This window comes from Sediminicoccus sp. BL-A-41-H5 (assembly GCF_050632405.1).
Taxonomy (GTDB): Bacteria; Pseudomonadota; Alphaproteobacteria; order Acetobacterales; family Acetobacteraceae; genus Roseococcus.
In genome coordinates, this window is sequence record NZ_CP192601.1 from 3,122,706 (window position 1) to 3,147,495 (window position 24,790).

Sequence of the window (24,790 nt, forward strand, 5' to 3'; positions counted from 1 at the left end):
AATGTCCAACAAGGATCTGTCCCGTCGCGCCGCCCTCGGCGCGGGCGCGGGCGTCATCGCCGCCGGCACGCTGAGCGCGCCGGCCGTCTTCGGCCAGCCCACCACCACGCTGCGCTGCGCCTTCTGGGACCATTGGGTCCCCACCGGCAATGGCGCGCTGCGCCAGCTGGCCCAGCAGTTCGGTGAGCGCAACCGCGTCAATGTGAACCTCGACTTCATCACGACGGTGGGCAACCAGCTGCAGCTGACCGCCGCCGCCCAGGCGCAGTCGCGCAGCGGGCATGACATCCTCTCGCTCTCGCCCTGGGATATCGGCGCCTATGCCGACCAGCTGGAGCCGGTGGATGACGTGATGACGCGCCTCATCTCCCGCTACGGCGCGGTGAACCCGGCGGCCGAGTTCCTCGGCAAGCACCGGGGCGCCTGGCGCGCGGTGCCCGCAACCTCCGGCACGCAGAACAAGCCCGCCTGCGTGCGCTTCGACCTGATGCAGGAGCATGCCGGCATCGACGTCCGCGCCATGTGGCCCGCCGAGAACCGCGCCGGCCCCGGGGCCGAGACCTGGAACTGGGACACCTTCCTCCGCGCTGCCGAGGCCTGCCATCGCGCCGGCTTCCCCTTCGGCCTGCCCATGGGCCAGTTCACCGATTCCGTGGACTGGGTCGGCGCGCTGTTCGAGAGCTACGGCGCCCGCGTGACCGATGAGCGCGGCAACCCGACCATCCGCGGCAACCAGGCGCTGCGCCAGGTGATGGACTACGCCGTCCGTCTCTCGCGCTTCCTGCCGAACGACGTCTGGGCCTGGGATGACGCGGCGAACAACCGCGCGCTGATCTCCGGCCGCTCGGCGCTCATCTTCAACCCGCCCTCCGCCTGGGCGGTCGCCAAGCGCGATGCGCCGCAGGTCTCCGAGCGCTGCTGGACCATCCCGATGCCGGCTGGCCCGCGCGGCCGCTTCTTGGCCTATCTCCCCTGGAGCTCGGGCATCTGGAGCTTCGGCCGCAACAAGAACGTGGCGAAGCAGTTCCTCGAATTCCTCAGCACGCGCGAGGCGGCGGAGCTCACGACCAACACGTCGAACGGCTACGATATCCCGCCCTTCGACTCGATGAGCGACTTCAAGATCTGGGAGACGGAAGGCCCGCCGACCGGCACGGTCTACAATTATCCGAACAAGCCGCACCATCAGGCCAAGGCGCATATCGCCTTCGCGCCCGCGCCGGCCGAACTCGCCAGCCAGATGTACATCCAGGCGCTGAACACCAAGGTCATCGCGCGCGTCGCCCAGGGCGGCGAGACGATCGAGCAGGCGCTCACCTGGCTCGAGCGCGAGATCAACAACATGCGCCGCGGCGGCTGAGCTCATGCGGGCGGGGTGATCCCCCGCCCGCATTTTTCATTCCGAGGGGGAAGGGGGCGAGATGGCACTGGACGCCACCGAGGGTCGGCTTGCGGCCGCACATGCGCGTAGCGGCGGAAATACGTTGCAGCGTTTCGCGCGGCGGCGTTCGACCATCGCCTTCATCATGACCTTGCCGCTCATCGCGGTGATCGGCGGGCTGGTCGCCTGGCCCGCCTTCTACGCGATGTACCTGGCCACGCTGAACCGGCGGATGACGACCTTCATCGGGCTGGAGAACTTCGCCATCCTGTTGGATTCCGAAACATTCCGGATGGTGATCTGGCAGAGCTGCTTCTTTGCCATCACCGCCGTGCTGCTCAAGGCGCTGATCGGCTTCTGGCTGGCCCATATGCTGCACCACATCCCGACCAAGGGTCAGCGCAAGTGGCGCGGCATGCTGCTGGTGCCCTGGGTGATTCCGCCGGCGCTCTCCACGCTCGGCTGGTGGTGGATGTTCGAGCCCTCCTATTCCTCGATCAACTGGCTGATCAACGTCTTCGGCCTGCCGGGCGTGCCCTGGCTGGGCGAGCCCTGGTGGGCGCGCATCTCCATCATCATCGTGAATGTCTGGTACGGCGCGCCCTTCTTCATGATCATGTACCTGGCCGCGCTGAAATCCGTGCCCGAGCAGCTCTATGAGGCGGCGGCGATCGACGGTGCCACATCCTGGCAGCGGCTGCGCTACGTGACGCTGCCGATGATGCGCAACATCATCTCCATCACCGTGCTGTTCAGCCTGATCGTCACCTTCGCGAATTACGACATCGTCCGCGTGCTGACCAATGGCGGCCCCCGCGACCTGACGCATGTCTTCGCCAGCTATGCCTTCCAGGTGGGCGTGCTCTCGGGGAACATCCCGCGCGGTGCCGCCGTCAGCCTGTTCATGTTCCCGCTGCTCGCCGTGATCGCCTTCTTCGTGCTGCGCGGCATCAACCAGCGCAACAAGGAGGAGGCGTGATGTCCGCCGCCACGAGCCGGGATGTCCCCGGCATCTACCACAAGGCCGGCAGCCTGCGCGCCGAGCGGCGCTGGGCGCTCTGGACCGCCTATGCCTCGCTCATCTTCGCCGCCATCGTGATGCTGGCGCCGCCCTTCTACATGCTGCTGACCAGCCTGAAGACGAGTGCGGAAATCGCCGATCTTGCCGCCAATCCCTGGATCGTGCGCAACCCGACTCTGGAGAACTACGCCGCCATCATCGGCAACCCGATGTTCCGCGGCTTCATGTACAACAGCGTGAAGATCACGGTGCTGGTGGTGATCATCACCATGGTGATCTCGGTGCTGGCGGCCTTCGCGCTGGCGCGCATGCGCTTCTGGGGCAGCCAGATGCTGGCGACCGGCGTCTTCCTCACCTACCTGGTGCCGGACACGCTGCTCTTCATCCCGCTCTACCAGATCGTGGGCTCGCTTGGCCTGCTCAACTCCACCTGGGGGCTGGTCCTGGTCTATCCGACGCTGACCGTGCCCTTCTGCACCTGGATCATGATCGGCTACTTCGCCTCCATTCCGAAGGAGCTGGACGAGGCGGCGCTGATCGACGGCGCCTCCTGGCCGCAGATGCTGCTGAAGATCTTCATCCCCGTGGCGCTGCCCGGCATCATCGCCGCCACCATCTTCGCCTTCACCGTGAGCTGGGCGGCCTTCGTCTACCCGACGGCCTTCATCACCCGGCCGGACGAGATGCCGCTGACCATCGGCGTGGTGAGCCAGCTCATCCGCGGCGACACCTTCGCCTGGGGGCAGCTCATGGCCGGCGCGCTGCTCGCGGCGCTGCCGCCGGTGATCGTCTACGCCTTCCTCATGGACTACTACATCGCCGGCCTGACCGCCGGTGCGACGAAGGGGTGAGGGGGCTTTGCCCCCTCGCACTCCCCCAGCAGGGAACCAGTTCCCTGCACCCATATTTGATCGGAGATGCAAGAACCTGAGGTTCTTGCTGGGGAGTTTGAGGGACCAAGCCCCTCAAGGCCCTGAACGCAAAAGGACGAGACATGGCTGAACTCTCGCTGCGCAAGGTCGTCAAGGAATACGAGGGCGGCGTGCAGGCCGTGAAGGGCATCGACCTCGAGATCGCGGACCATGAGTTCGTGGTCCTCGTCGGCCCGTCCGGCTGCGGAAAGTCCACAACGCTGCGCATGATCGCGGGGCTGGAGGAGATCAGCGGCGGCGACATCTCGATCGGCGGCACGGTGGTGAACGACATCCCGCCGCGCGACCGCGACATCGCGATGGTCTTCCAGAACTACGCGCTCTATCCGCACATGTCGGTCTTCGACAACATGGCCTTCGGCCTGCTGCTGCGGAAATTCCCGCGCGAGGAGATCAAGCGCCGCGTGGACAATGCGGCCCGCATCCTCGACATCGTGCCCCTGCTGGACCGCAAGCCCAAGGCGCTCTCGGGCGGGCAGCGCCAGCGCGTGGCCATGGGCCGCGCCATCGTGCGCGACCCCAAGGTCTTCCTGTTTGACGAACCCCTTTCGAACCTCGACGCCAAGCTGCGCGTGCAGATGCGCACCGAGATCAAGAAGGTCCACCAGACGGTGCGGACGACGACCGTCTATGTCACGCATGACCAGGTGGAGGCGATGACGCTGGCCGACCGCGTGGTGGTGATGAACCACGGCGTGATCGAGCAGGTGGGCCCGCCGCAGGAGCTGTACCACAACCCCGCCACGCGCTTCGTGGCGGGCTTCATCGGCAGCCCGGCGATGAACTTCCTCCCCGCCCATGTCGAGAACGGCGCCGTGCACCTGGCGGGCGGCACGGTGCTGCCCATCCCGGAAGCGCGCCGCGCACGCTATGCCGGTGCGGCCGGCCGCAAGCTGCTGTTCGGCATCCGCCCCGAGCACCTGACCGACCACCGTCCCCACCTGCCGGGCCGTGCCGACCTGATCATCACCCCCGAGGTGATCGAGCCGATGGGCATGGAGACCATGGTGCATTTCCACCTCGGCGATGCGCGCGACTGCTGCGCCCGCTTCGAGCCCACCGTGCATGTGGAGCCCAATGTGCCCACCACGCTGACGGTGGACATGAACAACATGCATTTGCTGGACGAGGCGACGGGGAAGGTGCTGTAGCGCCTGATGCCGCCGCGTTGCACAGGCGCCCCCTCGTCGCGGCCCGCTTCCTCGCGGCCCCGGCGATGGGGCAGGGCACGCAGAATCGCCGCTTCATCGGAAGTGCGCTGATCTGCACGCCCTCGCGCGCGGATGACTGCGACGTGACCTCCCCGCAGGCCTATGCGCGGGACGGCCAGGTCACCGCGATGCTGCGCAATGCCGGCACCTCCTCCGTGCAATTCACACGGAGCGGGGAATTATCGGGCGGTGACCAAACCGGCCTTGGCAGCATCACCCTGCGTCTGCCGCGTGGCCAGGACGTGCACGCCGCGCTGTTGCGCATGCCGGCGGCTGCGGGGGCTGAGAGCCTACTCAGGCTGCGCGCTGCGGCCTGTACCCTCCTGCCCGGCTGAGCCCGGCGCGGGTCTGGACGCGCCGCGCGCCGAGGGGCAGTTTCCTTCCCAACCGGAGGGAAGCGCCATGGCCGAGCCTGACTACGTCTATATCCCCGAAGCCGAGCTGGAAGGCTTCGTCACCCGCATCTTCACCGCGTCGGGCTGCGCGCCGCACGAAGCGGCGCGGATCGCAAACCACCTGGTGGGTGCGAACCTCGCCGGCCATGACAGCCACGGCGTGGTGCGCGTGCCGCGCTATGTCGAGTGGCAGCGCGCCGGCCATGTCCTGGCGGGCCAGAATGTCGAAATCGTCACCGATGGCGGCAGCTTCGTGCTGCTCGACGGCAAGTTCGGCTTCGGCCAGACGGTGGCGGAGCAGGCCACGCGCCTCGGAATCGAGCGCGCGCTCGCCCAGGGCGCCTGCATCGTGGGCCTGCGCAATGCCGGCCATATCGGCCGCACCGGCGACTACGCCGAGACGGCGACGGCCGAGGGGCTGATTTCCATCCATTTCGTCAACGTCGCGGGTTCGGTGCTGGTGGCCCCCTTCGGCGGCGCCGAGCGGCGCTTCTCGACCGCGCCCTTCTGCGTCGGCGTGCCGCTGCCCGAGGGGCCGGTGATCCTCGACTTCGCCACCTCCTTCGTGGCGGAGGGCAAGGTGCTGGTCGCTTCCAATGGCGGCAAGGCGCTGCCGGAGAACGCGCTGATCACGGCCGATGGCCAGATGTCGGGCGATCCGCACACGCTCTATGGCGACTACCCGCCGGTGGGGCCCCGCAATCCGGCGAATGGCACGGGCGCGATTCGCGCCTTTGGCGACCACAAGGGCTCGGGTCTCGCCTTCATCTGCGAATTGCTGGCGGGTGCGCTGACCGGCGGCGGCTGCTCAGGCCCCATCACGGAGCGCGGGCGCATCGCGAACGGCATGCTCTCCATCTATCTCTCGCCGGCGCATTTCGCCGATGAGGCGGCCTTCCACCAGGCCGCGCAGGATTACGTGGCCTGGGTGAAGTCCTGCCGCCCGGCCGACCCGGAGGCGCCGATCATGGCCCCGGGCGACCCGGAGAATGAGCGCCGCGCCCAGCGCCGCGTGACGGGCCTTCCGCTGCCGCGCGAGGCATGGCAGGGCATTCTCGACACGGCCGCCTCGCTGGGGATCAACGGGCCGCAAGGGATCTAGACCTGGCATGAGCACCACCGCCTACGAGGCCTTTCGCGCGATTCGCGAGCGCATCCTGAGTGCGGCCGCGCGCCGCATCCCCCAGGCCAGCGCGGCCTCGCAGGCACGCGCCTTGGGTGTCTGGCACCACAAGGAGGTGCGCGTGACGAACGAGGCGCAGTTCCAGCTGGTGCTCGACCTCGGCGTCTTCGGCCCGGTGGGTGGCCATGGGCGCGCGCTGGACCGTGAGGCAAAGGCGGGCGACTACCCGGATGGCAGCGAGGAGGCGCGCGTGCTGGCGGCCCTGTCCCGCGCGCATTTCACCTTCTTCCGCGTCGGTGCCACGCATCCGGAGGGCGGCGTGATGGCGGAGGACCTGCTGCGCGGCACGGCCCTGCACATCCAGGACCAGATGCTGGCGCGGGAAGAGGCGCAAGGCTGCGCCTTCGCCGGCCGCCTGATGCACCTGGGCAGTTTCGACATGACCTGCGGGGCGCTGGCGCCGCTGAGCGACGAGGTGATCGAATCCCTGCTTGGCCGCCCGGCGCCGATCAAGCCCATCCCGCAATTCCTGCCTTCGCTCACGCCGCTGATGGAGGAGGATGTGGTGGCACTGCGCGCAGCCGCGCTGGCCGAGGATTTCGTGGCGCGGGTCTATCGCACCTCGCTGGAGCATGGGCTGCTCGGCCCGCTTCCGCAGTAATCGCTAGGCAGGCAGCGGCGTGAAGACCTGCTTCAGGCAGCGGATGCCGAAGGCGGTGCGCGTGTGGCGCACGCCGGGCAGACGGTAGATCTTCTCGCGCAGCAGGCGCTCATAGCCCGCCGTGCCGCCCACCGCCGCCTTGAGGATGTAGTCGTACTCGCCGGTGACGAGCCAGGCCTCGATCACCTCGGGCATATTGGCGATTGCCTCCTCGAAGCGCGCGAGCTGCTCGCCGTCATGCTTCTCGGTCATCACCTCGATGATGACGGTATCGGGCAAACCCAGCTTGGCCTGATCGAGTTCGGCCCGGTAGCCGCGGATCACGCCCGCCTGCTCCAGCCGCCGCACCCGCGCCCAGCAGGGCGAGGGGGAAAGGCCGGCGCGCTCGGCCAGCTCCGCATTGGTCAACCGCGCCTCGCCATGCAGGGCGCGGAGGATCCGGCGGTCAATCGCATCCATCGCGGAAGATCCTTCTGTCATTTTGGCGGCGCACAACAGAATGCGGCAAAACCTCCCACGCTTTCCAGCGCAGTCTCCCATGGTCATAATCCGCCCGGGACCGGAGACCGTCATGAACAGCATCATCCGCGCCGACATCTCCCTGGAGGAGCGTTGGGACGCCGCGGGGCGCGAAACCCTGCTGACCGGCACGCAGGCGCTGGTGCGCATCCCCCTGATGCGGCGCGAGCTGGACGATGCCGAGGGGCTGGATACGGCGGCCTATATCAGCGGCTACCGCGGCTCGCCGCTCGGCGGGTACGACCGCGAGCTGTGGAAGCAGAAGAAGCGGCTTGCCGAGCACCGCATCGTCTTCGAGCCGGGGCTGAACGAGGATATCGCGGCGACCGCCTGCTGGGGCACGCAGCAGCTCAACCTCTATCCGAAGGCGAAGCACCAGGGCGTCTTCGCCATCTGGTACGGCAAGGGTCCGGGCGTGGACCGCAGCGGGGATGTGCTGCGCCATGCGAACGGGGCGGGCACCGCGCCCTTGGGCGGCGTGCTGGCGCTGGCCGGCGATGACCCGGCATCCAAATCCTCCACCGTCACCAGCGGTTCGGAATACGCCTTCGCGGACCTTGAGATTCCGATGCTGGACCCGGCGGATGTGGGCGAGGTGCTGGAATATGGCGTGAAGGCCATCGCGCTCTCGCGCTTCTCCGGCCTCTGGGTTGGCATGAAGTGCATCGCGGAGACGATGGACGCCACCATGAGCCTGACGGTGGACCCGGCCGCGCTGATGACGCTGACGCCCAATGGCGTGGCGATGCCGCCGGGCGGGCTGCACATCCGCCTGAAGGATGCGGCCCTGCCGATCGAGGAGCGGGTGCGGCATTTCAAGCTGCCGGCTGCGCTCGCCTTCGCGCGGCTGAACGGTTTCAACCGCGTGGTGCAGGAGGCGCCGAATGCGCGCTTCGGCATCGCGGTGCGCGGCAAGGCCTGGTCCACGCTGAAGCAGGCGCTGGCCGATGCCGGCATCACGCCGGAACTCGCGCGGATGGGCGGGTTGCGCATCTGGAAGGTGGGCCTCGCCTGGCCGCTGGATGCCGACGCCGCGCGCGATTTCTGCCGGGGCCTGGAAAGCGTGCTGGTGGTGGAGGACCGCCGCAGCTTTCTCGAATCGCAGCTGCGCGAGGCGCTTTATGCCGAGTCCGACCGCCCGCGAATCCACGGCAAGGATGTGCTGAGCGACCTCGCCGAACTCGACTCCGCCATGATCCTGCGCGGCCTGGCCAAGACCCTGCCCGAGCCGCTGCGCACCGAGCGCCTCGCCGCGCGCATCGCGGAGCTGGGCGCGCTGGCGGCCGCCGCCGCCGAGCCGCTGGATGTCCGCCAGCCCTATTTCTGCCCGGGCTGCCCGCACAACACCTCGACCCGCGTGCCCGAGGGCAGTCACGCGCTGGCCGGCATCGGCTGCCACTACCTGGCGAAGGACATGAATCGCGAGAGCGACCTGTTCAGCCATATGGGCGGCGAGGGCGCGGCCTGGATCGGCCAGCACCATTTCACCGAGACGCCGCATGTCTTCACCAACATGGGCGACGGCACCTATGGCCATTCCGGCGTGCTGGCCATTCGCGCCGCGATCGCGAGCAAGGCCAACATCACCTACAAGATCCTGGTGAATTCCGCCGTGGCCATGACCGGCGGCCAACCCGCCGAGGGCGACATGACCGTGCCGCGCATCGCCGCCCAGATGGTGGCGGAAGGGGCCACCAAGGTCGTCATCGTCGGCGATGACCCGGATCGCCATCGCGGCGACCCGCTGATTCCGCGCAGCGTCACCTTCCATCCGCGCAGCGAACTGGACGCCGTGCAGCGCATGATGCGCGAGGTGCCGGGCTGCTCCGTGCTGATCTACGACCAGCAATGCGCGACCGAGAAGCGCCGCCAGCGCAAGCGCGACCTCGCGCCCAAGGCCACCAAGCGCGCGGTGATCAACCCGCGCGTCTGCGAGGATTGCGGCGATTGCTCGGTTGCCTCGAACTGCATCGCGATCGAGCCGATCGAGACGGAATGGGGCCGCAAGCGCCGCATCGACCAGTCCGGCTGCAACCAGGATTTTTCGTGCGTCGAGGGGTTCTGCCCCTCCTTCCTGACCCTGGAAGGCGCCGAACCGGCGAAGCCGCCGATGCCCGTCATCGTCACCGAGGCGCCGCTGCCCGCGCTGCCCGAGGCCGCCCCCGGCGATGCCTGGAACATCCTGCTGGCCGGCGTGGGTGGGCAAGGTGTCACGGCGCTCTCCGCCATCCTTGCCATGGCGGCGCATCTGGAAGGGCGGCCGGTGCGCTCGCTCGACAATCTTGGCCTCGCGCAGAAGGGGGGCGGCGTCTATGCGCAGCTGCGCATCGGCCGCGTGGGCGAGGTGGTGACCAGCCCGCGCATCGGCCAGGGCCAGACGGATGCGATGATCGCGGCGGATCTCGTCGGCGCGCATGGCCGCATGGCGCGGCCGCTGCTGGGCCCCGGCCGCTCGCGCGTGGTGCTGAGCGCCGATGTCTCGCCCACCGGCCGCTTCGTGCTGAACCCCGAGGCGCGTGACGACCCGGCCGCCATGCTGGAAAGCGTGCGCGCCGTGACGCGCGAGGTGGTGGCCCTGCCCGCCGCCCGCCGCGTGGAGCAGGATTTCGGTGAGCTGATCTACCTGAACATCTATCTGCTGGGTGCGGCCTTCCAGCGCGGCCTGATCCCGATGTCGCGCGACGCCCTGCGCCGGGCCATCGAGCTGAACGGCGCGGCCGTGCCCAAGAACCTCGCCGCCTTCGAGGCGGGGCGGCTGGCCGCCGAAGCCGAGCCCAAGGCGCCCGAGACGCTGGAGGCGCTGATCGCCCGGCGTGTGGACGACCTCACCGCCTATCAATCCGCGCGCTACGCGCGGCGCTACGCCGATTTCGTGGCGCGCGTGCAGGCGGCGGAACTCCCGGGCGAGACGCGGCTGACGCGCGCGGTGGCGACGCAGCTCTACCGCCTGATGGCCTACAAGGATGAGTATGAGGTGGCGCGGCTGCACAGCGATTCTGGCTGGCAGGCGAAGCTGGCGGAGGGCTTCACCGGCACCACGCGCATCAACCTGCACCTCGCCCCGCCGCTGCTGGCCAAGCCGGGCTCCGATGGCCGCATCCGCAAGATCACCTTCGGGCCCTGGATGCTGAGCGCGATGGGGATGCTGCGCCACGGCAAGGCGCTGCGCGGCACCCTGCTCGACCCCTTCGGCCACACTGAGGAGCGGCGGATGGAACGCGCGCTGATCGGCGAATACCGCGCCGGCATCGAAAAGCTGCTCGCCGGCCTGCACCCCACCACCTACGCCCGCGCCTGCGAATGGGCCGAGGCGGCCGCCGGCATCAAGGGCTTCGGCCCGGTGAAGCGGCGCAATGTCGAAGCCACCCGCGCCCGCTGGGCCGCCCTGGACGCCACCCATGTTTGACCTGCCCGAAGACACGAAGGCGCTGCGTGACACCGCGCTGGATTTCGCGCGCGAGCGCATCGCCCCCCACGCGCTGCGCTGGGATGAGGAGCGCCATTTCCCGGTGGATGTCTTCCGCGAGGCGGCGGGCCTCGGCATGGCCGGGCTCTATGTGCGCGAGGAGAGCGGCGGCTCCGGCCTCACGCGCCTCGATGCCGCGGTGGTGTTCGAGGCGCTGGCGACGGGCTGCCCGACCACCAGCGCCTTCCTCTCCATCCACAACATGGTCGCCTGGATGATCGATCGCTGGGGTGGCGAGGCGCAGCGGGCAGCCTGGCTGCCGCAGCTGCTGACCATGGAGAAGATCGCCTCCTATTGCCTCACCGAGCCCGGCTCGGGCAGCGATGCGGTGGCGCTGGCCACGCGCGCGAAGCGCGATAATGAAGGCTATGTGATGGATGGCGTGAAGCAGTTCATCAGCGGCGCGGGCGCCTCGGACCTCTATCTCACCATGGCGCGCACCGGCGGGCCGGGCGCGGATGGCGTCTCGGCCCTTCTGGTGCCGAAGGAGGCGCCGGGTGTGAGCTTCGGCGCGAATGAGAAAAAGATGGGCTGGAACGCGCAGCCCACCCGCCAGGTGATCTTCGACAACACCCGCGTCCCCGCCGAGGCCCTGCTGGGCGAGGAAGGCCAGGGCTTCCGCTACGCCATGGCGGGGCTGGATGGCGGGCGGCTGAACATCGCCGCCTGTTCGCTGGGCGGCGCGCAGGCCGCGCTCGACATCGCGCTGGACTATGTGAAGACGCGCCGCGCCTTCGGCAAGGCCGTTTCTGACTTCCAGGCCACGCAGTTCCGCCTGGCCGACATGGCGACGGAGCTGGAGGTGGCGCGCACCTTCCTCTGGCGCGCCTGCACCAAGCTCGATCAGAAGGCGCCCGACGCCACGCTCTTCTGCGCCATGGCCAAGCGGCACGTCACCGATGTCGGCCACCGTGTGGCGGATGAGGCGCTGCAATTGCTGGGCGGCTACGGGTATCTCGCCGATTACGGGATCGAGAAGATTGTCCGCGACCTTCGGGTGCATCGCATCCTGGAAGGCACCAACGAGATCATGCGGGTGATCATCGCCCGCCAGGTGCTGGCGCGCTGATTCCGCTTGCCCCGGCGGGGCGCGCGGGATTACGAACAACCATGCGTTGCATGCTTTCCACCTTGGCCGCTCTCGTCGCGCTGGCCGCGCCGGCTGTGGCGCAGCAGCGTGTGGTGGTCGTGCCGGCCGGTGTGGATGTGGTGATCCCGCCGCGCGGGGCCGATGGGCCGGCCCTGGTGCGGGCGCCGCGCCCGCGCATTCCGCCGCCCGGCCAGCCCGCATCCGGTCAGGCAATGACGCGCCCCATGCTGGAAGCCGGTGGGGGCAGTTCGGCCGGGCTTGGCCTCGCCGCGCCCGGCCTGATCGCGTTGCCCTTGATCGCTGCCGCGGCCCTGGCGGCTTCCGTGCCGGGCAATTCCAGCTCCAGCGCCACTTCGGCACCGGCCCGCACCCGGTAAGGCGCGGGCCGTGCCGTCTCAGGCGGCCTGAACCAGGCCGCCCGCATCCGCCAGCGCACGCAGGTGATGGTCGGTGTCGCCGAACATCGCCTCGTTCACCGTCAGCCGCTTGAAGTAATGGCCCGCCGCATACTCCATCGTCATGGCGATGCCGCCATGCAGCTGGATGCTCTGCTGCCCCACCAGACGCTGCGAGCGGCCGATCTGCGCCTTCACCGCATGCATGTTGCGGCGCCGCTCGGCCGCATCCGTGCCCTGGCCCGCCATGGTGGCGAAATAGGCCATGGAGCGCGACTGCTCGATCGCCACCAGCATGTCGGCGGCCTTGTGCTGCAACGCCTGGAAGCTGCCGATGGCGCGGCCGAATTGCTGGCGCGTCTTCATGTAGTCGAGCGTCATGGCATGGACCACGTCCATCGCGCCGATCGCCTCGGCGGCGAGGACCGCGATGGCCTCATCCACCACGCGATCCACCAGGGCGAGGCCGCCCTCCGGGTCGCCCAGCACATGCGCCGCACGCGCCCCGGTGAAGTCCACCTCGGCCGCGCGCTGCCCATCCACCGTGCGGAAGCCGCGCACCGAGACGCCATCCGCCGTGGCCGGCACGACGAAGACGCCGATGCCGCCATGATCGCGCGAGGCGCCGGAGACGCGCGCGGTCACGAAGAAGTGATCCGCCGTGTCGCCATGCAGCACCATGCCCTTGCGGCCGGTGATGACCCAGCCGGAGCCGTCCTTCTTCGCCGTGGTCTGCACGTCGAAGAGGTCATAGCGCGACTGGCGCTCGGTCTGCGCGAAGGCGAGGAGGGTTTCGCCCGCGGCGACGCCCTCGACCATTTCCTGGCGCAGCGCGGTTTCCGCGCCATGGCGGAGGAAGCCGCCGCCCAGCACGACGGTGCTGAACCAGGGTTCCAGCGTGATGTGGCGGCCCATCTGCTCGGCGACGAGCATGGTCTCCTCCGGCCCGCCGCCGAAGCCGCCATCCTCCTCCGCGAAGGGCAGGCCGAGCAGACCGAGCTCGGCATATTGCGCCCACATCTCGCGGCTCCAGCCGGTCTCGCTGGCCATGTAGGCGCGGCGAGCCTCGAAGCCGTATTTCGCCGTCAGCGTCTTGCGGATGCTGTCCTGCAGGAGCGACTGGGACTCGTTCAGATCAAAATCCATGGTGCGTCACAGTCCCAGAAAGGCTTTTGCCATGATGTTGCGCTGGATCTCGTTGGACCCGCCGTAGATGCTCTGCTTGCGCCAGTTGAAGTAGATCCCGGCGAGGCCGAAGGCCCAGTCGGGCGCCACGTCCCAGTCGTTGCTGCCCTCGGCATCCGGGTCGCCATCCACCCAGGCATAGGGGCCGGCGGCCTTCATCAGCAGCTCGGAGACGCCCTGCTGGATCTCGGTGCCCTTGATCTTGAGCACGGAGGTCGCGGGATCGGGCTTGCCGGTGCCGGCGCGCTTCGTCTCGTTGGCGATGACGCGCATGACGGTCATCTCGAGCGCCTTCAGCTCGATCTCCATCTCCGTCATCTGGCGACGGAACTCGGGATCCTCGATCAGTGGACGGCCGCCATCGAGCGTCTCCTTCGCGATCATCTTCAGGCGGCGGATGCGCTCGCGGCTGGCGCCGACGCGGGCCTGGCCGAAGCGCTCATTGCCCAGCAGGAACTTGGCGCAATCCCAGCCCTTGTTCACCTCGCCCACCAGCTGGTCGGCCGGCACGCGGACATCGTCGAAGAAGACCTCGTTCACCTCATGCCCGCCCTCGATCGTGATGATCGGGCGTACGGTGATGCCGGGGGACTTCATGTCCACCAGGAAGAAGGAGATGCCCTCCTGCTTCTTCGCCGCCGGATCGGTGCGGGCGAGGACGAAGATCCAGTCGGCATGCTGGGCGAGCGTGGTCCAGGTCTTCTGGCCGTTGATCACCCATTCGCCGTTCTCGAGCACAGCTCGGGTCTTGAGGCCGGCGAGGTCCGAGCCGGCACCGGGCTCGGAGAAGCCCTGGCACCACCAGTCGTCCAGATTGCGCATGCGCGGCAGGAAGCGCTTCTTCTGCTCATCCGTGCCGAATTCGATGATCACGGGGCCGCACATGTTGATGTTGAAGCCGAGCGGCGAGGGTGCCGGCCACATCTGCAGCTCCTCGCGGAAGATGTACTTCTGCGCGGGCGACCAGCCCGGGCCGCCATGTTCTACCGGCCATTCCGGCGCGGCCCAGCCGCGGGCGTTCAGCTTGCGCTGCCACTCGACGACCATCGCCTTGGTGGGCGACTTGCCGGCGATCATGTGCGCGCGCGTCTCTGGCGGGCATTCGGCGGCGAGGAAGTCGCGCACCTCCTGCCGGAAGTTCAGTTCAGCCTCGGTGAAGCGGAGTTCCATGGCGGTGTTCCTTACGCGGCGCTCTTGGCGCCACCGGCGGCGAAGCTGCCCCCGGAGGCGGCCAGCTGCTCGATCAGCGCAGCGGGCTTGAGGTTGGGATCATTGGTCGCGGCGGCGTAATGCGCCAGCTTGTCGCGGACATTCTTCAGCCCCATGCGGTCGGCCCAGAACATCGGGCCTCCGCGCCAGGCGGGCCAGCCGAAGCCGTTGCAGAAGATCACGTCGATATCGATGGCGCGCGAGGCCACACCCTCTTCCAGGATGCGCGCGCCCTCATTCACCATGGGCAGCAGCAGGCGCTCCAGGATCTCGGCATCCTCGATCTTGCGGCGGCGGACCTGCATCTTCTCGGCCACGTCGAGGATGATCGCCTCCACCTCGGGGTCCACCAGGCGGTTGCGCTTCTCGTCATACATGTACCAGCCCTTGCCGGTCTTCTGCCCAAAGCGGCCGCGCGCGACGACGGCATCCGCGATGGGCGCCACCGTGCCGCGCGCCTTGCGGACCGCGGCGCCGATGTCGAGCCCGGCGAGGTCGCCCGTGGCGCAGGGCCCCATGGCCATGCCGTAGGTTTCCATCACGCGGTCGATATCCTGCGGCAGGCAGCCTTCCAGCAGCAGCTTTTCCACCTGCGGCGTGCGCTTGCCGGTCATGCGGTTGCCGACGAAGCCGTCGCAATTGCCGACCAGCACGGGCAGCTTGGCGATGCGCTTGCCGACTTCCGTCGCCGTCGCGATGGCGATGTTGTTGGTCTTGGCACCCCGCACATTCTCCAGCAGGCGCATCACATTCGCCGGCGAGAAGAAGTGCATCCCGATCACCCATTCGGGGCGGGAGGTGGCCGACGCGATCTCATCAATCGAAAGCGTCGAGGTGTTGGAGGCGAGCACCACGCCCGGCCGCGCCAGCTTGTCGAGCTTGGCGAAGAGCTCCTTCTTCGCCTCCATGTTCTCGAAGATGGCCTCGATCACGATGTCGGCCTCCTTCACCACATCGAGGCTGGTGCTGCCATGCAGGAAGGACCGGCGCTTCTCATACTCGGCCTGGCTCATGCGGCCCGAGGTCACAGAGCGCTGCCAATTCGCCTCGCAACGCGCGAGACCCTTGTCGAGGGCCTCCTGGCTCGTCTCCACGATGGTGACGGGGATGCCGACATTGGCGAAGTTCATCGCGATGCCACCACCCATGGTGCCGCCGCCGATGACGACGGCGTTCTTCACAGGCGTGCCCTGCACATCCTCGGGCAGGCCGGGGACGCGCACCGCCTCGCGCTCGCCGAAGAAGATGTGGCGCAGCGCGAAGCTCTGCTCACCGGCGACGAGCTTCTGGAACTGCTCGCGCTCGATGTTCAGCCCATCCTCAAAGGAATGGGTGATGGAGGCGCGGACGGCGGTCACGCAACCCTTCGGGCTTTCCTGCCCGCGCGTGCGCTTCAGCAGGGCCGCGGCCGCGGCGTCGAAGGCGGCGAGGTCGGCGCCCTTGATCTTGTCCTCGCGCTTGCGGGCGAGGGTGAAGCTGTCCCCCGCATGGGCGCGGGCCCAGGCGACGGCGGAGGCCTCCAGCGGCGCATCCACCACGGCGTTGATGACGCCGAGCTTCGCGGCCTCGGTGGCGGAAATCGGCTCGCCCGTCACGATGATCTTGAGCGCCGCCTCGGGGCCGATCAGGCGGGGCAGGCGCTGCGTGCCGCCGGCGCCGGGGACGAAGCCGCGCTTCACCTCGGGGAGGCCCACCTGCGCGGTGGCGACGGCGACGCGCGCATGGCAGGCCAGCGCCAGTTCCAGGCCGCCGCCCAGCGCCGAGCCATGGATGGCGGCGATGACCGGCACCTTGCAGTTCTCGATCGCGTCGAAGACCTCAGGCAGGCTCGGCGGCTGGCGGGGCTTGTTGAACTCGGTCATTTCGGCGCCGGCGCAGAACATGCGGCCCGTGCCCATGAGCACGATGGCGCGCGCCCCTTCCTTCACAGCCGCGGCGATGCCTTCGTGCAGCCCGGCGCGCACGCCGGTGCGCAGCGTGTTCACCGGCGGGTTGGCAATGCGCAGGATATGGATGTCGCCGTCACGATCGTGCTCGACGAAGCGCTCTTCTGCCATGGACTGGTCTTCCCCGTTGATCCTCGTTGCCCGCGAGTGTCCGGCGCGGGAAGCATGGATGTCAACGGGGTGAGGGCGCGGGGCAGGCCCCGGCCAGGCGTTACGTGATCCGGATCGGTGTCAGGTCCTGGAACCAGCTCTGCGCCTGCACGAAGCCCTGCACGCGGCGGCTCATGGCGCGCGGGTTCAGGTCATGCGCCACGAAGAGGAAGAGCGCGTCATCCACGACCCGGGCGTGCAGCTCGGAGAGCAGCGCGGCCTGGCGGGCCGGGTCGAACTCGGCATAGACGCGCGTCATGATGTCGTCATACCAGGGATCGCTGAAATAGCCCCAGTTGTTGGCGGCGGGCGGCACCATGTCGCTCTTCAGGAAGCGGACCAGCGCGGTGAAGGGATCGAGCGCCGCATAGCTGATGTTGATGGCGCTGATGCCGCGATTTGACGGCGCCCGCGCGCCGTCGCGCCAGATGCCGAGCAGGGCGTTCCATTCCAGCACCTCGAAGGTCACCTCGATGCCGATGTCGCGCAGGTTCTGCTGCACCGCCTCGTTCATCGGCAGCGGCTGCATCTGACCCGAGCCGGAGGGCGAGATGCCGACGCGCGTGCGGATCGGGTTCTGGCGGGAGAAGCCGGCCTCCGTCATCAGCCGGCGCGCGGCGGCGACATCGGTGCGGATCGGCTCGCGGGGCGTGCCGTGCCAGGGGTGGCCGGGCGGCAGCAGGCCGGCGCCGGGCACCATCATGTCGCCCAGCATGGAGCGCATGCCGGCGCGATCAATGGCGAGGTTGGCCGCCTTGCGCACCCGGATGTCCCGCCAGGGCGAGCCCTCGGACATGTTGAGGTGCCAGGTCCAGTTGTGCGGATAGGTGTTGGAGACGATGTTCATCCCCGCCGCGCGCAGGGCCGGGATGGCATCGGGCGGCGGCGCCTCGATGAAATCCACCTGGTTGGAGCGGAGTGCCGCCACGCGGGTGTTCGCCTCGGGCAGGGGCAGCAGGATCAGGCGCTCGTGGCGGGGGGTGCGCGCGGCGTCCCAGTAATTCGCGTTGCGCAGCATGACGCAGCGTTCGCGGACGGCGAAGGTCTCCAGGCGATAGGGGCCGGTGCCGACGGCGCGGTCCAGGTAGCGGTCCCAGTCGCGGCCCGCGGCCTCCCAGGCGCCCTGATGCGTGATGCCGACCCAGGTGAGGCCGAAGGGAACCAAGCTGTCCGGCGTGCGGGTCTCGATGATGAAGGTGAGCGGCCCTTCCGCGCGCCAGCTCGCGATGGTCGGCATGCGGATGCGCGCCTGGGCGGCGGCGCGGGGGTCGAACCAGGGGGCGTCGGCCTTGAAGGCGCGGTCATAGGAGAAGACGACGTCCTCGGCCGTCATCACCTTGCCGTCGTGGAAGCGCACGCCTTCGCGCAGCGTGATGATCCAGCGCTTGGGGTCGGCGGGGTCCACCGTCCAGGCGGTGGCGAGGCCGGGACGGATGGTGACCGGCACGTCGGACTTGCTGAGGTCCCACATGGCGAGCTGGTCGTAGAGGGTGATGCCCATGAAGCGATGCCCCTCCGCCCCCTGGTCGGGCACGCCATTGGAGAGCGGCACGGCGGAGGCGGTCATGCCGACGCGCAAGGTGCCGGTTTGGGTCTGCGCCTGAGTCACGTCCCAGGGCAGGGCTGCGGCGAGCGGTGCGGCAAGGAGGGCGCGGCGGGTGGCGTTCATCGGCGGGCTCCGGTTGGGAGCGGCCAGCTTGGAAGGCGCGTGGCCACCCATGAAAGCGCAAATGGACGGCAATACGGGTGTATGCGGCGGAATTCTCCAGTGAAGCGGACACAAAACGGGCGAATGATCATACATTGTGCGTATGAGGAGGGGTTGTCCCGGCTGGGATAGGGGGCGGGTAGCCGGCGCTTCGCGCCTGGAGCGGCTCGTGCGACCACCACTTTTGATTGCCGTAGCATTTTAATCTTGTGCAAAACCGCCTTCGCCTTCTATCAAAACGGCAATAATTCGACGGATCACAGAAGCGTGTGGGGCGCGATGTGGCATCCGGAGGGGGCGCCCTCCGCCGCGCCGTCGGCCGATTTGCACGCGTGGCGCCAAAATAGGCGCGCCTCACCCTATCGTATTTTTCAGAACTTTTCCGGAGAAAAGAAATAATGACCAGCTTTGATTACAATATCATTCTCCAATATACTAATGGAGAGTTGGTTGGTAATTTTCCATGGAACGTAGGAACGCTTCAAAATATTACGTCTCCTGATAGCGGTACATTCCAGGTGGGCGACCAGATCAATGAGTTTTTTGGCGGGCCTTTTGCCGGCAGCTTCTCGTCGGGTGGCGGCACCTTCGTCGTCTTGGGGGATGGGCCGCAGGTTGATGTCTATGGCATCGTGGCTGACCCGGATGCCTTCGTGGCCCCGGCCACCCTTCCCCCTCTGGATACCTCCACCTTCACCGTCTGCTTTCTCGAAGGCACGCGGATCGCGACGCCGGAGGGCGAGCGCGTGGTGGAAAGCCTGGCCATCGGCGACCTGGTGCTGACGGCGGATGGTCGCGCGGTCCCGGTGAAGTGGATCGGGCGCCAGCGCATCCGCAACCACCCGATCTTCGCCTCGCCCAAGCTGGAGCCGGTCCGCATCTCGGCCGGCGCGCTGGGCGATGGCCTGCCGCACCGCGACCTCTATGTCACCGCCGCGCATGGCATGATCTTGGAGGGCCTGGTGGTGAATGCCGGCGCCCTGGTGAACGGGACCACCATTCGCTTCGTGCCGCTCTCGGAGATGCCCGAGACCTTCACCTGGTATCACATCGAGACGGAAGGCCATGAGGAGATCCTGGCGCATGGGGCGCCGACGGAAACCTTTGTGGACTATGTGGGCCGCAGCCGCTTCGACAACCACCAGGAATACCTGGACCTCTACGGCGCCGAGCGGATCATCCCGGAGATGAGGCGCCCGCGCGTCTCGGCGCAGCGGATGCTGCCGGCGCATCTGCGCGCGCGCCTCGGCCTGCCGGACCACGGCGCGGCGGTCGCGGCGGAGGCCGGCGCCCTGATGCGGCGCCTCAAGGCCGCCTGAGGCCGGGGGGCTGGCCTGCCACTGGGCAACGAAACCGGCTGCGCGGGGAGACGCGGGACCGCGCCTTGGCGAGACCTCGCCCTCGCCTGCGTGCAAGGGATGCGCGATGCCGGTTGGCCGGCCGGCGCGCTGCTGGAGGTGGAGGCCGCCCTGGCCCGCCTGCCCGACGAGGGCGCCGTCCCGCCTGACGCCACGGGGCGCGCGCGGGCCGGGCATCCGGCGGCACTTGCCGCGCTCTCGGCCCTCGCGCGGGCCCACCCGGCCGACCTGCGCGTCATCCTTGCCTTGGCGAGGACGCTCGGCGCGGCGAGCGAGCGCTCCGCCTGCCTCGCCATTTGTGACATGGTGCTGCAGGCGAAGCCGCAGCACGCCGTGGCGCGGCGCCTCAAGCTGGACACGCTTCGCCAGGCGCGGGCGGCTGCGCCGGCCGGGCTGGCCGCGCCGCCCGCCCCGGATCACCGCCCGCGGCTGGCCGAGGCCGCACGCCTGCGCGCGCTCGGCCAGGACGCGCCGGCCGTGGCCCTTCTCCGTGCGCTGCGGCACGAGTTTCCGGCCCTGCCCGGCATTGCGTTCGAACTCGGCCGCGTGTTGCAGGCGACAGGCGAACCTGAGGCGGCCCTCGCGCAGTTCGATGCAGTGCTGGCCGTGCAGCCCCATCATCGCCGCGCCTGGATGGCCAGGATCAGGGCGCTTTCGGCCGCCCGGCGCCACGATGAACTTCTCCCGGCGATCGAGGCCGCCCGCGCGCTATGGCCGGATGATGCCTGGCTGACCCTGCGCCATGCCGCGCGTCTGCGCGAAGGCGGCCGGGCGGGGGAGGCGGCGGCCCTGCTCGCGCCGCTGCATGAGGCGGCGCCGGATGACCTCGATGTGATGACGGAGCTGGGGCGGGCCAGGCTCGCCCTCGGTGACGGCGCCGGCGGCATGGCCCTGCTCGACGCCGTCCTGGCCGCCGACCCGGCCCACCGCGCCGCATGGGGCGCCCGGCTTGACGCCGCTGACGCGCACCCTGATCCCGCCGCCCTGTCCGGGCTTTGCCGCCGGCTGCATGCCCGCATCCTCACCCGGCGCGACCCGATGGCCGCTGGCCGGCTGGCCGAGCTCCTGCCCCGGCTCGACCTCGCGCATTGGAACAACGAGACCTGGGCCTGGATCGAGGTGATCGCGGCGAATGCCGCCGCAGTCCCGCCCAAGGCGCTCTGGACGCTGTATGAGCTGGCGGAGCTGCGCGGCCTGACCCAGCCGTGCGAGCTGTTGCTGGCGGCCCTCCTCGACAAGCCAAGCCTCCCGCTCTCCCTGGCCACCCGGCTGCTGCGCTGGTCCCAGGGCATCTCCGACGCGCATGGGCAGGATCTGATGCCCCGTCTGCGCCGCCGCGTTCCGGAAAGTCAGCTCCCGTTGCTCGACCTGTACGGCGATGCCTTGGCGCGCGGCGCCCGTGAGGCGCTGCGCCGCCGCCAGCGCCGCCCGGGGCGCGGGGTGGATGAGATCCTTCTGCTGTTCAGTCTTCTGATGCAGGCCTCGAAGCTGGACCGGGCGATGCGCTACCTCGGGATGGCGCGCCGCTTCCATCCGGCGAACCGCAAGCTGCAGGCCCGTCATCTGGCCGAGCTCATCGCACGCGGCGAGGAGGAGGCCGTGCGCGGGGAGGTGGAGCGGCTGCTCCGCGGCCCGCAAGCCGGCGATGCCGAAAACCGGCGGACGGCCATCTCGCTCCTGCTCGCCCTGGGCGAGGCGCGGCAGGCGCTCGCCCTGATTGACGCGACCGAGGACCGTGCGACGCGGCAGGAGCTCCTCAGGCGGCATGCGCACCTGCTGCCGCGCTTCGGCCGTTACGAGGAGGCAAGGGCCGTGGCGCGGCAGGCCGCCACCCTCCGCCATGCGCGGCGGGCCATGCATGCCGGCGCGACGCAGGGCGGCGTGGCGATGGCGGAGCTGGCACTTACCGAGGTCGCGCAGGACCCCGCTGCGCCGGCGGAGGACGCGTTCCGCCTTGTCGGGCCGAGCATCCGTGCGCTGGATGCCTGGCTCGCCGATGATGCGCCGCCTGCCGCCGCCGGGCAGGGCGCCATCCCGCGGCGGGTCATGCAATACTGGAGCCAGGGCGAGCCCCCGCCGGAGCTGGCCCAGATCATGCGCGGCTGGGCCGAGGCGGAGGGTTTTTCCTATGCCCGCCTCGACCGGCTTGGCGCCTTGCGCTTCCTGAACGAGGAGCTGGGGCGGGAATGGGCCGCGGCGCTGCGCCTGGCGCAGCACCCGGCGGAGGAGAGCGACTTCTTCCGGCTGTGCTGGCTGGTCGTGCGGGGCGGAATCTACGCGGATTGCGACGATCTTCTGGTCGGCTCGCCCGCAGGCCTCATCGCGGGCGAGCGGGGGCTTGTGGTGTTTCGCGAGTCGCGCGGCACCATCGCGAACAACCTCCTCCTGGCCGAGCCCGCGCATCCCGTACTCGTCCATGCGGCCGTCTCGGCCAAGCAGGCGCTGCTGCGGCGGGACAATGACAGCGTGTGGTCGAAGACCGGCCCCGGCCTCCTGACGCGCGTCGTCGCCGCGGCCTGCGCCGAGGCGGCGGCAAGACATGCGCGCCCGGCTGTGACCATCCATCCCTTCCACCGGGCCGGGCGTCACGTGCGCAGCCACATCCCGCTGGATTATAAGAAGACAGCCCGCTACTGGAACGCCGCCACCCACGGCCGGCATCTCTCACGGCTCGCGCTGGCCCTGCCCATGGAGGAGTGACGCCCGCCGCCTACGCCGCGTGCAGCGCCTTCCAGACCACCTCCGGCGTCGCCGGCATATCAATCGTCTGCACGCCCGAATCCGCCAGCGCATCCACCAGCGCATTCACCACCGCGGGCGGCGAGCCCACGGCGCCGGCCTCGCCCGCGCCCTTCACGCCGAGCGGGTTGGTCTCGCAGACCACCTCGATCAGATCCACCTCGATCTCCGGCAGGTCGCCGGCGCGGGGCAGGGCGTAGTCCATGAAGGAGGCAGACAGAAGCTGGCCGCTTTCCGGGTCATAGGCGGTGCGCTCGTGGAAGGCCTGGCCGATGCCCTGCGCCACGCCGCCATGCACCTGGCCGCGCACGATCAGCGGGTTGAGCGCGTGGCCCACATCATCCACCACGATGTAGCGCGGGATGGCGATCATGCCCGTCTCGGGGTCCACCTCCACCTCGGCCACGTGGCAGCCATTGGGGAAGGTGTGGAACTCGATCTTCGCCGTCTCCAGCGCGTCCAGCAGGATGGTGTCCTCGCCCGCCGCGACCCGCTGCCGCTGCCGCGCCGCAAGGCTCAGGATGTCCACGCCACGATCGGTGCCGACCACTCCGAACTGCCCGGCCTTCGGGTTGAACTCGATGTCCACCACAGCCGCTTCCAGCATCTCGGAGGCCGCCTGCTTGCCCTTCTCGATGACGCTGGCCGCGGTGACGAGGATGGCCTGGCCTTCGGAGTAGAGGCTGCGTGCGCCGCCCGTGCCGCCGCCCGAGGGCAGGCTGTCGGAATCGCCCTGGCGGATGCGGATCTTGTCGATGGGGATGCCGAGCTCATGGCTCGTCAGCATGGCATAGGCCGTCTCATGGCCCTGGCCGGTGCTCTGCGTGCCGACATAGACATCCACGAAGCCATCCTCGGCGAACTTCACCGAGGCATTCTCGGTCGGCCCGCCGCCGGTCGCTTCCAGATAGTAGGCGAGCCCGATGCCGCGCTTCTTGCCGCGCTTGGCCGCCTCGGCCCGGCGGGCCGGGAAGCCGGCCCAGTCGATCTTGGCGAGCGCGGCATCCATCACGCGGGCGAAATCGCCGCTGTCATAGCGCTGCGCCATGGCGGTGACGTAGGGCATGGCGGATTGGCTCACCATGTTGCGGCGGCGCAGCTCGATGCGGTCGAGCTTCAGGTCGCGCGCGGCCTGATCGATCAGGCGCTCCACCAGATAATTGCTCTCGGGCCGCCCGGCGCCGCGATAGGCGTCCACCGGGACCGTGTTGGTCGCCATGCCCAGCACGCGGGCATGAATCGCCTCGAAGCCATAGACGCTCGCCAGCACCTTGGTGCCCGCGCCGGTCGGGATGAAGGGCGCGAAGGTGGAGAGATAGGCGCCCATATTCGCCACGTTGCGCGTGCGCAGCGCGAGGAACTTGCCATTCGCATCCAGCGCCAGTTCGCCGAGCGTGATGTTGTCGCGCCCATGCGTGTCCGAGAGGAAGGCCTCCGTGCGCTCGGCGGCCCACTTCACCGGCCGGCCCACGGTGCGCGCGCCGATCGCGCAGAGCGCATATTCGGCATAGAGAAACAGCTTCATGCCGAAGCCGCCGCCCACATCGGGCGTCACCACGCGCACCAGGTCGGGGCTGACCTTCAGCACGGAGGAGGCCAGCAGGTTCTTCACCAGCCAGGAGCCCTGGGTGCCGGCATGCAGCGTGAAATGGCCGCTGGCCGCGTCATATTGCGCGGCGCAGGCGCGGCCTTCCATGGAGGCGACGACGACGCGGTTGTTCACCACCGTCAGCCGCGTCACATGCGCGGCCTGGGCGAAAAGGGCCTCGGTCTTCGCCTTGTCGCCCACCTCCCAGTCGAAGAGGGTGTTGTTGGTCGCCCCGGGCCAGATCTGCGGCTCGCCGACCTCATGCGCCACAGCGAGGTCCGTGACGGAGGGCAAGACCTCGTAATCCACCTCCACCGCCTCGGCAGCGTCGCGGGCCTGGCCCTGGGTCTCGGCGATGATGAAGGCTACCGGGTCGCCCACATGGCGCACCGCGTCGGTGGCGAGCGGCATGTGCAGCGTGTTCGCGCGGTCCGAGCCGTCAGCGTTCTTCATGGGGATGGCGCAGGGCAGCTCACCCACACCCATTGCGAGCAGATCCGCCCCCGTCAGCACGGCCAGCACGCCCGGCATGCCGCGGGCGGCGGTGGCATCCACCGAGGCGATCTTCGCATGGGCGTGCGGGCTGCGCAGCACATGGCCATGCACCTGGCCGGGGAGCGCGATGTCATCCGTGTAGCGCCCATGGCCCAGCAGCAGCCGGGGGTCTTCCACGCGCCGCACCGATTGGCTCAGGCCGAACTTCGCCATGGGTC

At 69.1% G+C, this 24,790-nt stretch carries 18 protein-coding genes; 12 read left to right on the forward strand and 6 right to left on the reverse strand.

Translation table 11 applies throughout. The features are described 5' to 3' along the window. Position 1 precedes the first annotated feature (1 nt). From ACQ860_RS15320 to ACQ860_RS15350, 7 genes are all read left to right on the forward strand, one after another. Positions 2–1,360 carry an ABC transporter substrate-binding protein gene (locus ACQ860_RS15320; protein WP_431304205.1) on the forward strand — a complete coding sequence of 453 codons (1,359 nt, stop codon included), beginning with the start codon at positions 2–4 and terminating at the stop codon, positions 1,358–1,360. A gap of 61 nt (positions 1,361–1,421) precedes the next feature. Continuing rightward, positions 1,422–2,360, forward strand: a complete 939-nt coding sequence (locus tag ACQ860_RS15325) for a carbohydrate ABC transporter permease (protein ID WP_431304206.1) — start codon at positions 1,422–1,424, stop codon at positions 2,358–2,360. Then, positions 2,360–3,253 (forward strand): carbohydrate ABC transporter permease, encoded by an 894-nt coding sequence (locus tag ACQ860_RS15330; protein ID WP_431304207.1) that lies wholly within the window; start codon positions 2,360–2,362, stop codon positions 3,251–3,253. The genes ACQ860_RS15325 and ACQ860_RS15330 overlap by 1 nt, the downstream gene beginning before the upstream one ends. 143 nt (positions 3,254–3,396) lie before the next feature. Next, the gene (locus ACQ860_RS15335) at positions 3,397–4,485 is read left to right on the forward strand and encodes an ABC transporter ATP-binding protein (protein WP_431304208.1); all 1,089 of its coding nucleotides are present in this window, start codon (positions 3,397–3,399) and stop codon (positions 4,483–4,485) included. Between the two features lie 17 nt (positions 4,486–4,502). Continuing rightward, positions 4,503–4,880, forward strand: a complete 378-nt coding sequence (locus ACQ860_RS15340; RefSeq protein WP_431304209.1) for a hypothetical protein — start codon at positions 4,503–4,505, stop codon at positions 4,878–4,880. A gap of 67 nt (positions 4,881–4,947) precedes the next feature. After that, positions 4,948–6,042 (forward strand): malate/lactate/ureidoglycolate dehydrogenase, encoded by a 1,095-nt coding sequence (locus ACQ860_RS15345; RefSeq protein WP_431304210.1) that lies wholly within the window; start codon positions 4,948–4,950, stop codon positions 6,040–6,042. Positions 6,043–6,049: 7 nt separating this feature from the next. Further along, positions 6,050–6,724 carry a hypothetical protein gene (locus ACQ860_RS15350; RefSeq protein WP_431304211.1) on the forward strand — a complete coding sequence of 225 codons (675 nt, stop codon included), beginning with the start codon at positions 6,050–6,052 and terminating at the stop codon, positions 6,722–6,724. A gap of 3 nt (positions 6,725–6,727) precedes the next feature. Here ACQ860_RS15350 and ACQ860_RS15355 read toward each other — a convergent pair whose 3' ends face one another. Continuing rightward, the gene (locus tag ACQ860_RS15355) at positions 6,728–7,183 is read right to left on the reverse strand and encodes an Lrp/AsnC family transcriptional regulator (protein ID WP_318649245.1); all 456 of its coding nucleotides are present in this window, start codon (positions 7,181–7,183) and stop codon (positions 6,728–6,730) included. A gap of 112 nt (positions 7,184–7,295) precedes the next feature. Here ACQ860_RS15355 and ACQ860_RS15360 point away from each other — a divergent pair, with 112 nt between their 5' ends. From ACQ860_RS15360 to ACQ860_RS15370, 3 genes are all read left to right on the forward strand, one after another. Next, positions 7,296–10,649, forward strand: a complete 3,354-nt coding sequence (locus tag ACQ860_RS15360; RefSeq protein WP_431304212.1) for an indolepyruvate ferredoxin oxidoreductase family protein — start codon at positions 7,296–7,298, stop codon at positions 10,647–10,649. After that, positions 10,642–11,778 (forward strand): acyl-CoA dehydrogenase family protein, encoded by a 1,137-nt coding sequence (locus ACQ860_RS15365; RefSeq protein ID WP_431304213.1) that lies wholly within the window; start codon positions 10,642–10,644, stop codon positions 11,776–11,778. Before ACQ860_RS15360 ends, ACQ860_RS15365 begins: the two co-directional genes overlap by 8 nt. 62 nt (positions 11,779–11,840) lie before the next feature. Next, positions 11,841–12,176: a hypothetical protein gene (locus ACQ860_RS15370; RefSeq protein ID WP_431304214.1), complete on the forward strand. Its 336-nt coding sequence runs from the start codon at positions 11,841–11,843 to the stop codon at positions 12,174–12,176. 18 nt (positions 12,177–12,194) lie between these two features. On the opposite strand, the gene ACQ860_RS15375 is transcribed toward ACQ860_RS15370, so the two are convergent. From ACQ860_RS15375 to ACQ860_RS15390, 4 genes are all read right to left on the reverse strand, one after another. Then, entirely contained in the window at positions 12,195–13,340 is a 1,146-nt protein-coding gene (locus ACQ860_RS15375) for an acyl-CoA dehydrogenase family protein (RefSeq protein ID WP_431304215.1), read from the reverse strand. 6 nt (positions 13,341–13,346) lie between these two features. Further along, positions 13,347–14,549: an acyl-CoA dehydrogenase family protein gene (locus ACQ860_RS15380; RefSeq protein ID WP_431304216.1), complete on the reverse strand. Its 1,203-nt coding sequence runs from the start codon at positions 14,547–14,549 to the stop codon at positions 13,347–13,349. Between the two features lie 11 nt (positions 14,550–14,560). After that, positions 14,561–16,645 carry a 3-hydroxyacyl-CoA dehydrogenase NAD-binding domain-containing protein gene (locus ACQ860_RS15385; RefSeq protein WP_431304217.1) on the reverse strand — a complete coding sequence of 695 codons (2,085 nt, stop codon included), beginning with the start codon at positions 16,643–16,645 and terminating at the stop codon, positions 14,561–14,563. Positions 16,646–16,745: 100 nt separating this feature from the next. Then, entirely contained in the window at positions 16,746–18,353 is a 1,608-nt protein-coding gene (locus ACQ860_RS15390; RefSeq protein ID WP_431304218.1) for an ABC transporter substrate-binding protein, read from the reverse strand. A gap of 557 nt (positions 18,354–18,910) precedes the next feature. Here ACQ860_RS15390 and ACQ860_RS15395 point away from each other — a divergent pair. Next, positions 18,911–19,711, forward strand: a complete 801-nt coding sequence (locus tag ACQ860_RS15395; protein ID WP_431304219.1) for a Hint domain-containing protein — start codon at positions 18,911–18,913, stop codon at positions 19,709–19,711. 99 nt (positions 19,712–19,810) lie between these two features. Then, complete coding sequence (locus ACQ860_RS15400) at positions 19,811–22,450, forward strand: tetratricopeptide repeat protein (RefSeq protein WP_431304220.1); 2,640 nt, start codon at positions 19,811–19,813, stop codon at positions 22,448–22,450. Between the two features lie 10 nt (positions 22,451–22,460). Here ACQ860_RS15400 and ACQ860_RS15405 read toward each other — a convergent pair whose 3' ends face one another. Then, positions 22,461–24,785, reverse strand: a complete 2,325-nt coding sequence (locus ACQ860_RS15405) for a xanthine dehydrogenase family protein molybdopterin-binding subunit (protein WP_431304221.1) — start codon at positions 24,783–24,785, stop codon at positions 22,461–22,463. Positions 24,786–24,790 lie beyond the last annotated feature (5 nt).

Excerpts from the sequence above, each read along its gene's own strand:
- ACQ860_RS15320 (WP_431304205.1), top strand. The coding sequence starts at position 2 with ATGTCCAACAAGGATCTGTCCCGTCGCGCCGCCCTCGGCGCGGGCGCG.
- ACQ860_RS15325 (WP_431304206.1), top strand. The coding sequence starts at position 1,422 with ATGGCACTGGACGCCACCGAGGGTCGGCTTGCGGCCGCACATGCGCGT.
- ACQ860_RS15330 (WP_431304207.1), top strand. The coding sequence starts at position 2,360 with ATGTCCGCCGCCACGAGCCGGGATGTCCCCGGCATCTACCACAAGGCC.
- ACQ860_RS15335 (WP_431304208.1), top strand. The coding sequence starts at position 3,397 with ATGGCTGAACTCTCGCTGCGCAAGGTCGTCAAGGAATACGAGGGCGGC.
- ACQ860_RS15345 (WP_431304210.1), top strand. The coding sequence starts at position 4,948 with ATGGCCGAGCCTGACTACGTCTATATCCCCGAAGCCGAGCTGGAAGGC.
- ACQ860_RS15350 (WP_431304211.1), top strand. The coding sequence starts at position 6,050 with ATGAGCACCACCGCCTACGAGGCCTTTCGCGCGATTCGCGAGCGCATC.
- ACQ860_RS15355 (WP_318649245.1), bottom strand. The coding sequence starts at position 7,183 with ATGGATGCGATTGACCGCCGGATCCTCCGCGCCCTGCATGGCGAGGCG.
- ACQ860_RS15360 (WP_431304212.1), top strand. The coding sequence starts at position 7,296 with ATGAACAGCATCATCCGCGCCGACATCTCCCTGGAGGAGCGTTGGGAC.
- ACQ860_RS15365 (WP_431304213.1), top strand. The coding sequence starts at position 10,642 with ATGTTTGACCTGCCCGAAGACACGAAGGCGCTGCGTGACACCGCGCTG.
- ACQ860_RS15375 (WP_431304215.1), bottom strand. The coding sequence starts at position 13,340 with ATGGATTTTGATCTGAACGAGTCCCAGTCGCTCCTGCAGGACAGCATC.
- ACQ860_RS15380 (WP_431304216.1), bottom strand. The coding sequence starts at position 14,549 with ATGGAACTCCGCTTCACCGAGGCTGAACTGAACTTCCGGCAGGAGGTG.
- ACQ860_RS15385 (WP_431304217.1), bottom strand. The coding sequence starts at position 16,645 with ATGGCAGAAGAGCGCTTCGTCGAGCACGATCGTGACGGCGACATCCAT.
- ACQ860_RS15390 (WP_431304218.1), bottom strand. The coding sequence starts at position 18,353 with ATGAACGCCACCCGCCGCGCCCTCCTTGCCGCACCGCTCGCCGCAGCC.
- ACQ860_RS15400 (WP_431304220.1), top strand. The coding sequence starts at position 19,811 with ATGCGCGATGCCGGTTGGCCGGCCGGCGCGCTGCTGGAGGTGGAGGCC.
- ACQ860_RS15405 (WP_431304221.1), bottom strand. The coding sequence starts at position 24,785 with ATGGCGAAGTTCGGCCTGAGCCAATCGGTGCGGCGCGTGGAAGACCCC.